15 protein-coding genes are annotated in these 13,157 nt (G+C 61.1%); 11 read left to right on the top strand and 4 right to left on the bottom strand.

The annotated features are described in order from the left end of the window. Positions 1–13 precede the first annotated feature (13 nt). Positions 14–919: an acetylglutamate kinase gene (argB, locus tag AC07OJ_RS12365; protein WP_065902486.1), complete on the top strand. Its 906-nt coding sequence runs from the start codon at positions 14–16 to the stop codon at positions 917–919. A 204-nt stretch (positions 920–1,123) separates the two neighbouring features. Here the strand turns inward: argB and pyrE are convergent, their stop codons facing one another. Beyond that, the gene (gene pyrE, locus AC07OJ_RS12360; RefSeq protein WP_106802290.1) at positions 1,124–1,768 is read right to left on the bottom strand and encodes an orotate phosphoribosyltransferase; all 645 of its coding nucleotides are present in this window, start codon (positions 1,766–1,768) and stop codon (positions 1,124–1,126) included. Positions 1,769–1,850: 82 nt separating this feature from the next. On the opposite strand from pyrE, the gene crc reads away from it, so the two are divergent. After that, positions 1,851–2,630, top strand: a complete 780-nt coding sequence (gene crc, locus AC07OJ_RS12355) for a catabolite repression control protein Crc (protein ID WP_003195493.1) — start codon at positions 1,851–1,853, stop codon at positions 2,628–2,630. Positions 2,631–2,688: 58 nt separating this feature from the next. Here crc and AC07OJ_RS12350 read toward each other — a convergent pair whose 3' ends face one another. Beyond that, the gene (locus AC07OJ_RS12350) at positions 2,689–3,057 is read right to left on the bottom strand and encodes a DUF4870 domain-containing protein (RefSeq protein WP_106802289.1); all 369 of its coding nucleotides are present in this window, start codon (positions 3,055–3,057) and stop codon (positions 2,689–2,691) included. Between the two features lie 22 nt (positions 3,058–3,079). Then, positions 3,080–3,802: a ribonuclease PH gene (rph, locus tag AC07OJ_RS12345; RefSeq protein ID WP_010207511.1), complete on the bottom strand. Its 723-nt coding sequence runs from the start codon at positions 3,800–3,802 to the stop codon at positions 3,080–3,082. A 227-nt stretch (positions 3,803–4,029) separates the two neighbouring features. On the opposite strand from rph, the gene AC07OJ_RS12340 reads away from it, so the two are divergent. The 6 genes from AC07OJ_RS12340 (at position 4,030) to AC07OJ_RS12315 (ending at position 9,325) form a co-directional block, all read left to right on the top strand. Further along, the gene (locus AC07OJ_RS12340; protein WP_262133620.1) at positions 4,030–4,893 is read left to right on the top strand and encodes a YicC/YloC family endoribonuclease; all 864 of its coding nucleotides are present in this window, start codon (positions 4,030–4,032) and stop codon (positions 4,891–4,893) included. Positions 4,894–4,903: 10 nt separating this feature from the next. Continuing rightward, positions 4,904–5,524, top strand: coding sequence for a guanylate kinase (gmk, locus tag AC07OJ_RS12335; RefSeq protein WP_010168203.1), 621 nt, complete (start codon positions 4,904–4,906; stop codon positions 5,522–5,524). Positions 5,525–5,691: 167 nt separating this feature from the next. After that, complete coding sequence (gene rpoZ, locus AC07OJ_RS12330; RefSeq protein WP_003176920.1) at positions 5,692–5,955, top strand: DNA-directed RNA polymerase subunit omega; 264 nt, start codon at positions 5,692–5,694, stop codon at positions 5,953–5,955. A gap of 60 nt (positions 5,956–6,015) precedes the next feature. Further along, on the top strand, positions 6,016–8,121 hold the full coding sequence (gene spoT, locus AC07OJ_RS12325; RefSeq protein WP_065902493.1) for a bifunctional GTP diphosphokinase/guanosine-3',5'-bis pyrophosphate 3'-pyrophosphohydrolase: 2,106 nt from the start codon (positions 6,016–6,018) through the stop codon (positions 8,119–8,121). Between the two features lie 24 nt (positions 8,122–8,145). After that, positions 8,146–8,526, top strand: coding sequence for a RidA family protein (locus tag AC07OJ_RS12320; protein WP_003176922.1), 381 nt, complete (start codon positions 8,146–8,148; stop codon positions 8,524–8,526). A gap of 55 nt (positions 8,527–8,581) precedes the next feature. Beyond that, entirely contained in the window at positions 8,582–9,325 is a 744-nt protein-coding gene (locus AC07OJ_RS12315; protein ID WP_065902495.1) for a hypothetical protein, read from the top strand. Positions 9,326–9,835: 510 nt separating this feature from the next. Here AC07OJ_RS12315 and AC07OJ_RS12310 read toward each other — a convergent pair. Next, the gene (locus tag AC07OJ_RS12310) at positions 9,836–10,687 is read right to left on the bottom strand and encodes an SDR family oxidoreductase (RefSeq protein WP_120450510.1); all 852 of its coding nucleotides are present in this window, start codon (positions 10,685–10,687) and stop codon (positions 9,836–9,838) included. Between the two features lie 188 nt (positions 10,688–10,875). Between AC07OJ_RS12310 and exbB the strand changes: the two genes are divergently transcribed. Genes exbB through AC07OJ_RS12295 form a run of 3 tightly spaced genes read left to right on the top strand, consistent with a single transcriptional unit; the run spans position 10,876 to position 13,028 of the window. Further along, positions 10,876–11,850 carry a tonB-system energizer ExbB gene (gene exbB / locus AC07OJ_RS12305; RefSeq protein WP_106802287.1) on the top strand — a complete coding sequence of 325 codons (975 nt, stop codon included), beginning with the start codon at positions 10,876–10,878 and terminating at the stop codon, positions 11,848–11,850. A gap of 6 nt (positions 11,851–11,856) precedes the next feature. Then, positions 11,857–12,282, top strand: coding sequence for a TonB system transport protein ExbD (exbD, locus tag AC07OJ_RS12300; RefSeq protein ID WP_003195519.1), 426 nt, complete (start codon positions 11,857–11,859; stop codon positions 12,280–12,282). After that, entirely contained in the window at positions 12,279–13,028 is a 750-nt protein-coding gene (locus AC07OJ_RS12295; protein WP_065902499.1) for a TonB family protein, read from the top strand. The genes exbD and AC07OJ_RS12295 overlap by 4 nt, the downstream gene beginning before the upstream one ends. Positions 13,029–13,157: the final 129 nt, after the last annotated feature.

The raw sequence follows: 13,157 nt of genomic DNA, 5'->3' as shown, positions 1-13,157 counted from the left end.
ACCGGAGCCCTGAATGACCCTCGAACGCGAAGCCGCTGCCAATACTGCCAAGGTCCTGTCCGAAGCGTTGCCTTACATCCGACGCTATGTCGGCAAGACGCTGGTGATCAAGTACGGCGGCAATGCCATGGAAAGCGACGAGCTGAAAACCGGCTTTGCCCGCGACATCGTGTTGATGAAAGCCGTGGGGATCAACCCGGTAGTGGTCCACGGCGGCGGCCCGCAAATCGGCGACCTGCTCAAGCGCTTGTCGATCGAGAGTCACTTCATCGATGGCATGCGTGTCACTGACGCGCAGACCATGGACGTGGTGGAGATGGTCCTCGGTGGCCAGGTCAACAAGGACATCGTCAACCTGATCAACCGCCACGGCGGCAGCGCCATCGGCCTGACCGGCAAGGACGCGGAGCTGATCCGCGCGAAAAAACTGACGGTGACCCGCCAGACGCCGGAAATGACCCAGCCGGAAATCATCGACATCGGCCAAGTGGGCGAAGTGATCGGCATCAACACCGACCTGCTGAACCTGCTGGTCAAGGGCGACTTCATTCCGGTGATCGCACCGATCGGTGTGGGCGCCAATGGCGAGTCCTACAACATCAACGCCGACCTGGTGGCCGGTAAAGTGGCAGAGGCACTCAAGGCTGAAAAGCTGATGCTGCTGACCAACATCGCCGGCCTGCTGGATAAGGAAGGCAAGGTATTGACCGGCCTGACCACCCAACAGGTCGACGACCTGATCGCTGACGGCACCATCTACGGCGGCATGCTGCCGAAGATCCGCTGCGCACTGGAAGCGGTGCAAGGCGGCGTGGGCAGCTCGTTGATCATCGATGGCCGGGTTCCGAACGCGGTATTGCTGGAAATCTTCACCGATACCGGCATGGGCACGCTGATCAGTAACCGCAAGCGTCCTTAAGCAGCAAAAACCAAAAAAGCCCCGCTCAATCGAATTGAGCGGGGCTTTTTTATGCGTGCGATCGCGATCCAACTGCTAAATGCATCCCCCTGTGGGAGCGGGCTTGCTCGCGAAAGCGGTCTGTCAGTGACACATGCGCTAACTGACCCGACGCTTTCGCGAGCAAGTCCGCTCCCACACAAGCCGGTTCCTACAGGTCCGGTATCAGACGCCGTATTGCTCGCGGTACGCACGTACAGCCGGCAGGTGTTGCTTGAGCTGTGGATCATCTTCCAGGAACTGCAGCACCTGGTTCAGCGACACGATGCTGACCACGGGAATGCCGAAGTCACGTTCCACTTCCTGGATTGCCGACAACTCACCGTTGCCGCGTTCCTGGCGGTTCAGCGCGATCAGCACACCCGCGGCCTTGGCGCCGTCCTGGGAAGCAATGATCTGCATCACTTCACGGATCGCGGTACCAGCGGTGATCACGTCGTCGATAATCAACACGTCGCCTTTGAGCGCAGCCCCGACCAGGCTACCGCCTTCGCCATGAGCCTTGGCTTCTTTGCGATTGAAGCACCACGGCAGATCCAGCTCGTGATGTTCAGCCAACGCCACGGCGGTCGCGGCCGCCAGGGGAATGCCCTTATAGGCCGGGCCAAACAGCACGTCGAAGGAAATGCCGCTGTCAACGATCGCTGCCGCGTAGAAACGACCCAGCTGAGCCAGGGCCGAACCCGAGTTGAACAAGCCCGCATTGAAGAAGTATGGGCTGGTGCGCCCGGACTTCAGGGTGAACTCACCGAAGCGCAAAACCCCGCGATCGATGGCAAAACGAATGAAATCGCGTTGATACGCCTGCATGAAAAAAGCCTCAGATACCACGGATTTAGCTAATTAGGTAGACGGCGTGTATCATACACGCACGCGATTTTTGGGGCCATTTATGCGGATCATCAGTGTGAACGTTAATGGTATTCAGGCTGCAGTCGAGCGTGGTTTGCTCAGTTGGCTGCAAGCCCAGAATGCCGACGTCATCTGCCTGCAGGATACCCGCGCCTCCGCCTTTGAACTGGACGACCCAGCCTTCCAACTGGATGGCTACTTCCTTTATGCCTGCGATGCCGAAGTGCCCACCCAAGGTGGCGTGGCTTTGTATTCGCGGTTGCAACCCAAGGCGGTCATCAGCGGCCTCGGCTTCGAGACAGCCGACCGCTACGGGCGCTACCTGCAAGCCGATTTCGACAAGGTCAGCATCGCGACCTTGCTGCTTCCTTCGGGGCAGAACGGCGATGAAGACTTGAACCAGAAGTTCAAGCTAATGGACGATTTCGCCCGTTACCTGGATAAACAGCGACGCAAACGTCGCGAGTACATTTATTGTGGCTCGCTGTACGTGGCGCAACAGAAGCTGGATATCAAGAACTGGCGCGACAGCCAGCAATCCCCGGGCTTCCTGGCGCCGGAACGGGCCTGGATGGACGAGATTGTCGGCAACATGGGCTATGTGGATGCCCTGCGCGAAGTCAGTCGCGAAGGCGACCAGTACAGCTGGTGGCCGGACAACGAACAGGCGGAGATGCTCAACCTGGGTTGGCGTTTCGACTACCAGTTGCTGACCCCGGGCCTGCGTCGGTTCGTGCGCAGTGCACGCTTGCCGCGCCAGCCGCGCTTCTCGCAGCACGCGCCACTGATCGTGGACTACGACTGGACACTGACCATCTGAGGTCTTTTCCCAGGCACAAAAAAACCGACATCACTGTCGGTTTTTTTGTGGGCGCTCATTATTTGATCACACGCCAGGTCAAGGGGTAGCGATAGACGATCCCCTTGTTGGCCTTGATACTGCCAATGATGGTCAGCACCACGGTGGCGATCGCCAGGGCAAACATCAGGAAAAACCCGACCACCGCGAAGGCCAGCACAATGCAGGCTATCCAGGCGATGGCCACGGTGATCTGGAAGTTCAAGGCTTCCTTGCCCTGGTCATCAATGAACGGGTCCACTTCCTTCTTCATCTGCCACAGGATCAGCGGCCCGACGACGCTGCCGAAGGGGAACACAAACCCGAGAAACGCCGCGAGATGGCACAGCATTGCCGCCTGGCGCACTTCGTAGGAAGGCGTGGGCACCAGCATCTGGTTGTCATTCATGGCGCTTCTCCTTGAGGCGGGTTCAGTCAGCCAAGGCGGCGTTCTGCAGTTCGAAGATCTCGGTCATGCCTTTCTGGGCCAGGGCGAGCATGGCGTTCAGGTCGGCCGGCTGGAATGGCGCACCTTCGGCGGTGCCCTGCACTTCGATGAAACCACCGGTGCTGGTCATGACCACGTTCAGGTCGGTCTCGGCGGCCGAGTCTTCCAGGTAGTCCAGGTCCAGCACTGGCTCGCCCTGGTACATGCCCACCGAGACAGCGGCAATCATCTGCTTGAGCGGGTCGCCGGCTTTCAGGCCGCCACGCTTCTTGATCACTTTCAGCGCATCGACCAGGGCCACCATGGCACCGGTGATGGACGCGGTACGGGTACCGCCGTCGGCCTGGATCACGTCGCAATCGACGTACAGGGTCACGTCGCCCAGCTTGGACATGTCCAGGGCGGCGCGCAGCGAACGACCGATCAGGCGCTGGATTTCCAGGGTACGCCCGCCTTGCTTGCCACGGCTGGCTTCACGCTGGTTACGCTCGCCGGTGGCGCGCGGCAGCATGCCGTATTCGGCAGTCAACCAGCCCTGGCCCTGGCCCTTGAGGAAACGTGGTACGCCATTTTCGACGCTGACGGTGCAGATCACCTTGGTATCGCCAAACTCGACCAGTACGGATCCCTCGGCGTGTTTGGTGTAGTTGCGGGTGATGCGGATCGAGCGGAGCTGATCGGCAGCGCGACCACTTGGACGTTTCATAGGGGATACCTGTACTGAGGACGAAAAACTGCCGAGCATTATAGAGCCGCGAGCCGATTCGGGGCACTTCTTAAAATTCGGTTACGAATGGGCGATTTGTCATGCTTTGTTAACGCCAGCGTTTGGGGCCTCCCACGCCGTTGCGCTACACTCCTGCGCCTTCGCAGCCGGTCGGCTGCAACCCATCCACCAGCCCGTTATGCGGGACTGCATCGCGAGGTACCTCCATGGTGCACAGCATGACCGCCTTCGCCCGCGTCGAAAAAGCCGGCGTACAAGGCACCCTGAGCTGGGAACTGCGCTCGGTCAACAGCCGCTACCTGGAACCGCACCTGCGCCTGCCCGAATCATTCCGCGACCTCGAAGGGGCCGTGCGTGAAGCACTGCGCCAGGGCATCTCCCGCGGCAAGCTGGAATGCACACTGCGCTTCACCGAGGAAACCACCGGCAAGCCGCTGCAGGTCGACCGCGAGCGCGCCGCGCAACTGGTTGCCGCCGCCGAAACCATCGCCAGCCTGATCAAGCAGCCGGCCGCGCTCAACCCCCTGGAAGTGCTGGCGTGGCCCGGCGTGCTGGTGGCCGACGCCACCGATCCGCAAGCCCTCAATGCCGAAGCCCTTGCCCTGTTCAACCAGGGCCTGAAGGAGCTCAAGGCTGGCCGCGAACGCGAAGGCGCCGAACTGGCCCGCCTGATCAACGAGCGCCTGACCTCGATCGAAGCAGACGTGGTGACCCTGCGCGAACTGGTGCCACAGATGCTCGCCACCCAGCGCCAGAAGGTCCTCGACCGCTTCACCGACATGAAGGCAGACCTGGACCCGGTTCGCCTGGAACAGGAAATGGTGCTGCTCGCACAAAAAAGCGACGTCGCCGAAGAACTGGACCGCCTGAGCACCCACATCCTCGAAGTGCGCCGCGTCCTCAAGTCCGGCGGTGCCGCCGGTCGGCGCCTGGACTTCCTGATGCAGGAACTCAACCGCGAAGCCAATACACTGGGCTCCAAGGCATTCGATCCGCGCAGCACACAGGCAGCGGTCAACCTCAAGGTGTTGATCGAGCAGATGCGCGAACAAGTACAGAATATTGAGTAAGGCAACCTCCATGACCCACAGCACCGGCACCCTCTACATTATTTCCGCCCCCTCGGGCGCGGGCAAAAGCAGCCTGGTCAAGGCCCTGACCGACGCCGACGAGCAGATCCGCATTTCGGTCTCCCACACCACCCGCGCCATGCGCCCGGGCGAGGTGAACGGCGTGCACTATCACTTCGTCGAGCGCACCGAGTTCGTCAAGATGATCGAGCACGGCGACTTCCTCGAGCGCGCCGAAGTGTTCGGCAACCTCTATGGCACCTCGCAAAGCCACCTGCAGCAGACCCTGGATGAAGGCCACGACCTGATCCTGGAAATCGACTGGCAGGGCGCCGAGCAAGTGCGCCAACTGATGCCCAAGGCGCGCTCGATCTTCATCCTGCCGCCGTCGCTTGAGGCCTTGCACCAGCGCCTGACCAACCGTGGCCAGGACAGCGACGAGATCATCGAAGGCCGCATGCGTGAAGCCGTCAGCGAAATGAGCCACTACGTCGACTACGACTATCTGATCATCAACGACGATTTTGCCCACGCGCTGGATGATTTGAAGGCGATTTTCCGCACCAATCAGCTCCAGCAAAAGCGTCAACAGCAACGTTTCGGCAAATTACTCGCTGAACTGCTCGGCTGATTGGCTCTTCCCAAAACCGCTGCAAGGGCTTTACATTGGCACTTGTAGCGGTTTTGCGAGGACGCGGGAAAAATCAGCGCTTCCCTAAACGCTGGTGATTTTTTAAACTGTTTAGTCCGCTCGCCCAACCGGGCAGCGCGCATCTTGCATTCGCTCCGAGGAATACCATGGCCCGCGTAACCGTTGAAGACTGCCTAGAACACGTGGATAACCGCTTTGAGCTGGTCATGCTCTCTACCAAGCGTGCCCGTCAACTGGCCACTGGCGGCAAAGAGCCCCTGGTCCAGTGGGAAAACGACAAGCCTACCGTTGTAGCGCTGCGTGAAATCGCTGAAGGCCTGATGAGCTACGAGTTCATCGCCAACGCCGAAATCGTTGAAGACGAACCGCTGTTTGCAGCGTTCGAGGACGAGTCCAACGAGGCCGTCTAAGCCTATGCCTGGTCGACGTAGCACGGCGCAGGGTCACAGCCAACGGCAGGAGTCATTCCTATGCCGAGCATAGACGCCCTCGCCGATCGCTTATCGACCTACCTCGGCCCAGACCAGGTCAACCTGGTCCGCCGAGCGTATTTCTACGCCGAACAAGCCCACGACGGCCAACGCCGCCGCAGCGGCGAGGCGTATGTCACCCATCCCCTTGCGGTGGCAAATATTCTTGCCGACATGCACATGGACCATCAGAGCCTGATGGCCGCGATGCTGCATGACGTGATCGAAGACACCGGCATTGCCAAGGAAGCGCTCAGCGCGCAATTTGGCGAAACCGTGGCCGAACTGGTCGACGGGGTCAGCAAACTGACCCAGATGAACTTCGAGACCAAGGCCGAAGCCCAGGCGGAAAACTTCCAGAAGATGGCCATGGCCATGGCCCGGGACATCCGGGTGATCCTGGTCAAGCTGGCCGACCGGCTGCACAACATGCGCACGCTGGAAGTGCTGTCCGGCGAAAAACGCCGGCGCATCGCCAAGGAAACCCTGGAAATCTACGCGCCCATCGCCAACCGGCTGGGCATGCACGCCATTCGTATCGAGTTCGAAGACCTCGGCTTCAAGGCCATGCACCCGATGCGCTCAGCGCGCATCTACCAGGCGGTCAAGCGCGCCCGGGGCAACCGCAAGGAAATCGTCAACAAGATCGAAGAGTCGCTGAGCCATTGCCTGGCGATCGACGAGATCGAGGGCGAAGTCAGCGGCCGGCAGAAACACATCTATGGCATCTACAAGAAGATGCGTGGCAAGCGCCGGGCCTTCAACGAGATCATGGATGTGTACGCGTTCCGGATCATCGTCGACAAGGTCGACACCTGCTACCGCGTGCTCGGCGCTGTACATAATTTGTACAAACCCCTGCCGGGACGCTTCAAGGACTACATCGCGATTCCCAAGGCCAACGGCTACCAGTCGCTGCATACCACGCTGTTCGGTATGCACGGGGTGCCGATCGAGATCCAGATCCGCACCCGCGAAATGGAAGAGATGGCCAACAACGGTATTGCCGCCCATTGGCTGTACAAGTCCACCGGCGACGAGCAGCCAAAAGGCACGCATGCCCGCGCCCGCCAGTGGGTCAAGGGTGTGCTGGAGATGCAGCAACGTGCTGGCAACTCCCTGGAATTCATCGAAAGCGTGAAGATCGACCTGTTCCCGGACGAGGTCTACGTGTTCACGCCAAAAGGCCGGATCATGGAGCTGCCCAAAGGCTCCACGGCTGTCGACTTTGCCTACGCGGTGCATACCGACGTGGGCAACAGCTGCATTGCCTGTCGGATCAATCGTCGTCTCGCGCCGCTGTCCGAACCGCTGCAAAGCGGCTCCACGGTCGAGATCGTCAGCGCTCCAGGCGCTCGCCCAAACCCGGCCTGGCTCAACTTCGTGGTCACCGGCAAGGCGCGTACGCATATTCGCCACGCCCTGAAACTGCAACGCCGTTCCGAATCCATCAGCCTCGGCGAACGCCTGCTGAACAAAGTGCTCAACGGTTTCGACAGCGCCCTGGACAAGATTCCTGCAGAGCGCGTGCAAGCGATGCTGCATGAGTATCGCCAGGAAACCATCGAAGACCTGCTGGAAGATATCGGCCTGGGTAACCGCATGGCCTACGTGGTCGCCCGCCGCCTGCTCGGCGAAGGCGAACAGCTGCCAAGCCCGGAAGGCCCACTGGCGATTCGTGGTACCGAGGGCCTGGTGCTCAGCTACGCCAAGTGCTGTACGCCGATCCCGGGCGACCCGATTGTCGGCCACCTGTCGGCGGGCAAAGGCATGGTGGTGCACCTGGACAACTGCCGCAATATCAGCGAAATCCGCCACAACCCGGAAAAATGCATCCAGCTCTCTTGGGCCAAGGATGTCACCGGCGAATTCAATGTCGAGCTGCGGGTAGAGCTGGAGCACCAGCGTGGCCTGATCGCCCTGCTGGCCAGCAGCGTCAACGCGGCCGACGGCAATATCGAGAAAATCAGCATGGACGAGCGTGATGGTCGCATCAGCGTGGTCCAACTGGTGGTCAGCGTGCACGACCGCGTGCACCTGGCCCGCGTGATCAAGAAACTGCGCGCCTTGACCGGTGTGATCCGCATCACCCGTATGCGTGCATAACCCACCTCTTACAAGGAGTCACTCATGACCAAGACCGTTATCACCAGCGACAAGGCCCCGGCCGCCATCGGCACCTACTCCCAGGCCATCAAGGCGGGCAACACCGTCTACATGTCCGGCCAGATCCCGCTGGACCCAAAGACCATGGAACTGGTTGAAGGCTTCGAAGCACAGACTGTACAGGTCTTCGAAAACCTCAAGTCGGTGGCCGAGGCGGCTGGCGGTTCGTTCAAGGACATCGTCAAGCTGAACATCTTCCTCACCGACCTGAGCCACTTCGCCAAGGTCAACGAGATCATGGGCAAGTACTTCGAACAGCCATACCCAGCCCGCGCCGCCATTGGCGTTGCCGCCCTGCCAAAGGGTGCGCAGGTTGAGATGGACGCGATCCTGGTCATCGAGTAAAACACCCGGCGCAGCTTCCCCAGCTGCGCCGACTTCGTTTCAGAAGGATTTCATGATGCGCAAAGCGCTTGTAGCCCTATCAACGCTGGCCCTGTTGCTCGGCGGCTGCGCCAGCAACCCTGCCGATGTGGATGTGAGCGGTACCTGGATCAACCAGGCCGCCATCGACGCGGCGTCCAAGGGCGGCCCTTTGCGTGAAGCGCTGCAAAGCTACGGCCCGAACCTTGAGTGGGAAATCAACACCAAGGCTTCGCAGGCGCGCTACTACAACGGTTTCGAAGTCGCCGAAGGCAAGTTGCTCGGCGAAAAATCCGGTGCCTGGAGCGTGGACTTCTACGGCAGCTCCGCGACCGAACTCAAGCGCAAAGGCAAGCAATTGCTGCAGGTGGCCAACGATAACGAGCCCGAGCAACTGTTCGCCCGCGCCAAAGACCCGGCCCCGGAGGGGGCGCCCCTGGGCGCCAACTTCGAGCGGGCACTGTACGCGGCCTACATGGGCGGCGACTGGAAGATCACGGACGGCTTCGGCAACGGCGCCATCGTGCAGTTCCAGGCCAACGGCAAGGTCGCGGGCCTGCCCAATGTGGATCAGTACTCACTGTGCCTGGCGGGCGATTGCGCCTCCATGAGCGGCGGCTACGACAGTATCTGGCTGCAGCTCAACGGCCAGGGCAACCCGTGGATCTTCGTGCGCAAGGGCAAGCAGCTGGAAATCTTCCAGGCTATCAACACCGCCCAGACAGACGAAGTGCCCTCGTTCACCCCTGGCCCTCGCCAGTGGTTGCTGGAAAAGCAATAAGCGGCCGAGCGCTGAACTGAATCTAGGAGCGGGGCTTGCTCGCGAAAGCGGTGCATCAGAAACATATTCAGTGACTGACACTGCGCATTCGCGAGCAAGCCCGCTCCCACATTTTCACCGCGTTTCAATCCTCGAGGAGCGCCGCGCGGCCTTCTCGGTAAGTCGGGTAAATTGGATTCCAGCCCAGCGCATTGGCTGGAGCGCTGCGACCTCAATGTGGGAGCTGGCTTGCCTGCGATAGCGGTTTACCAGTCACCCTATTTGCTGGATGTGCCACCGTCATCGCAAGCAAGCCCCACATTCTCTGGCCGTGCTCAGCCTTTGAGAATCGACGCGTAGCCTTCTCGGTAAGTTGGATAAGTCGGCTTCCAGATCAGCGCATTGGCTCGGGCGCTGCGACCTCAATGTGGGAGCTGGCTTGCCTGCGATAGCGGTTTACCAGTCACCCTATTTGCTGGATGTGCCACCGTCATCGCAGGCAAGCCAGCTCCCAGATTCTCTGGCCGTGTTTCAGCCTTTGAGAATCGACGCGTAGCCTTCTCGATAGGTTGGGTACGTCGGCTTCCAGCCCAGCGCCTTGGCGCGGGCATTGCTGCACTGCTTGCTGCCGGCACGACGCACACTGGCGTCGGCGGCCCACTCGGTCACGCCCAGGTATTCACGCAACCAGCCCACCACTTCCGCCAATGGCGCAGGCGCGTCGTCGACGCCGATGTAGACCTTGTCCAGCGAACCGCCCTGCTCCACGTGCCGCAGCAAAAAAGCCAACAGGCCCGCGGCATCGTCCGCGTGAATCCGGTTGCCATATAAAGGTGGGTCGATCGCCACGCGGTAACCCTGCCGGACCTGGCTCAACAGCCACTCACGGCCCGGGCCGTAAATGCCGGTCAGGCGCACGATGCTGGCGGGGATACCGCTGTTGAGCGCGACTTGCTCGGCCTCCAGCATTACCTGGCCGGAATAGCCCTTCGCCTGGGTCTCGGATGTTTCGTCGACCCACTCGCCGTTCTGCTGCCCGTAGACGCTGCTGCTGGACACAAACAGCAGGTGTTTCGGCACCTGGCCGTAGTCGCCCAGCCACTCCAGCACGTGCTGCAAACCTTGTACGTAGGCTGCGCGATAGCCGGCCTCATCGTGATCCGTTGCGGCGGCGCAATACACCAGGTAATCGACCCCGCCGATCGGCCAGGTGTCAGGGCAATCCTTTTTGAACAGGTCGCCGGCGATGCCGATCACCCCGTCGGGCAGGCGTGAAATATCACGCCGCAGGCCATAAACCTCCCATTCCGAGGCAAGCAATTGGCTAGCCAGCCGACTACCCACATCGCCACAACCGGCAATCACAACAGAAGGCGCAGACATCAGAAAACTCCGTACAGAAAGGTCTAGGTTAGCCTTCACACATGACAGGCGGCCACAAAAAGGACAAATAAAGTAACTGTATTACTTCTGTTAACAAGAATTACTTGCAATAATAACCGCCCATTTGTCCTCGGCCCCCAGGCCTGGAAGGACGCTCAACTCATTTTCTTTACTCAGGTCCGGCCAGCATGACACGTAATACAAACCCCGCTTCGCCAACCAAGCTTCACAGCCCATCCCGCGCCTGGCGCGCGATTGCTGCGCTGCTGTTCAGCGTACTGCTGGCACCGACCGCCGCATTCGCTGACGCCACCGCACCCGCCACGACCCCGGCAGCCGAGCACAGCACGGCTGCTCCAGCCGCTGCGCCAGCCGCCACCGACCCGGCCCAGGCTGCAGACCCAGCCGCTCCCGCTGACGATACCGGTGTGGTCCTGGAAGAAGACAACACCCTGGGCATGGCCCACGACCTGTCGCCGTGGGGCATGTACCAGAACGCTGACGTGGTGGTGAAAGCCGTGATGATCGGCCTGGCCATCGCCTCGATCATCACCTGGACCATCTGGATCGCCAAGGGCTTCGAGCTGCTGGGCGCCAAGCGTCGCCTGCGCACCGAGATCGTCCACCTGAAAAAAGCCACCACCCTCAAGGAAGCCAGCGAGACGGCAACCAAGAAGGGCACCCTGGCCAACACCCTGGTGCACGACGCGCTGGAAGAAATGCGCCTGTCGGCCAACACCCGCGAAAAAGAAGGTATCAAGGAACGCGTGGCCTTCCGCCTGGAGCGCCTGGTAGCCGCCTGCGGTCGTAACATGAGCAGCGGCACCGGCGTGCTGGCGACCATCGGTTCCACCGCGCCTTTCGTCGGCCTGTTCGGTACCGTATGGGGCATCATGAACAGCTTCATCGGCATCGCCAAAACCCAGACCACCAACCTCGCCGTCGTTGCCCCGGGCATCGCCGAAGCCCTGCTGGCAACCGCCCTGGGCCTGGTTGCGGCAATTCCTGCGGTGGTGATCTACAACGTCTTCGCCCGTTCGATCGCCGGCTACAAGGCCCAGGTGTCGGACGCGTCGGCAGAAGTCCTGCTGCTGGTCAGCCGCGACCTCGATCACCTGCCTACCGAGCGCAGCTCGCAACCGCACATGGTGAAAGTGGGGTAATCGGCCATGGGCCTGCATTTGAATCAAGGCGACGACGAACTCGTCGAGAACCACGAAATCAACGTCACGCCATTTATCGACGTGATGCTGGTGCTGCTGATCATCTTCATGGTGGCGGCACCGCTGGCGACCGTGGACATCAAGGTTGACCTGCCCGCCTCCAGCGCCAAGCCGGCGCCGCGGCCAGAGAAACCGATCTTCCTCAGCGTCAAGGCGGACCAACGCCTGTTCCTGGGCGAAGAAGAAGTCAAGGCTGAAACTCTGGGGCCGGTGCTCGACGCCAAGACCCAAGGAAAGAAAGACACGACGATCTTCTTCCAGGCTGACAAGGGCGTGGACTACGGCGACCTGATGAGCGTGATGGATGCCCTGCGGGCAGCCGGCTACCTCAAGGTGGGCCTGGTCGGACTCGAGACGGCAGCCAAAAAATGATCACGACGCGCCACAAACTGACGCGTTATGGCACCAGCCTCGCCGTCGTGCTGGGCGTGCATGCCGTCGCGATTGCCATCGCGCTCCACTGGTCGGCGCCGCATACGGTGCAGCTGCCACCGGCCGCCATGGTCATCGACCTGGCACCGATGCCTGCACCGCCGCCGCCGGCTCCGCCCAAAGTCGTAACGCCGCCGCAACCACCGGCGCCGGTGGAAGAGCTGCCGCTGCCGAAACTGGCCGAGGCACCCAAGCCGACGATCCAGGTCCCCAAGCCGGTCAAGCCCAAGCCCAAGCCACAACCGCCCAAGCCGGTGGAGAAAAAGCCCGAGCCGCCTAAGGAGAAACCTTCCGAAGAGCCGCCGAGCGACGCTCCGCCGACTAACGCGCCAGCTGAGAAATCGGCCCAGCCGGTTCCAGGCCCGTCGCCGCAGCAAGTCGCGGCCAAGGCGTCCTGGGAAGGCACCTTGCTGGCTCACTTGCAGAAGTACAAGAAGTACCCGCCAGGTGCCCAGGCGCGTGGCAAGGAAGGCCTGAACCGCTTGCGCTTTGTGGTCGACGCCGACGGCAATGTGCTGTCCTACGAGTTGGTGGGCCGCTCCGGCAACGCCGACCTGGACCGCGCCACCCTGGACATGATCCGTCGTGCCCAGCCGCTGCCCAAGCCTCCGGCCGATATGCTCAAGGGCGGCAGCATCGAGATCGTTGCACCGTTCGTGTACAACATCGAGAAACGCCGCCGCTAAGGATTGCGGGAGTCAACTTGTGTGGGCGCTGGCTTGCCTGCGATAGCATCACCTCGGTGCAACGGATAGACCGAGGGGTGTGCATCGCAGGCAAGCCCAGATTGTTTTTGTCACTTCAGCAAAATCCGC

It is taken from the genome of Pseudomonas sp. GW821-FHT09C08 (assembly GCF_059418125.1).
This window is presented reverse-complemented; position numbering and strand designations above follow the sequence as displayed.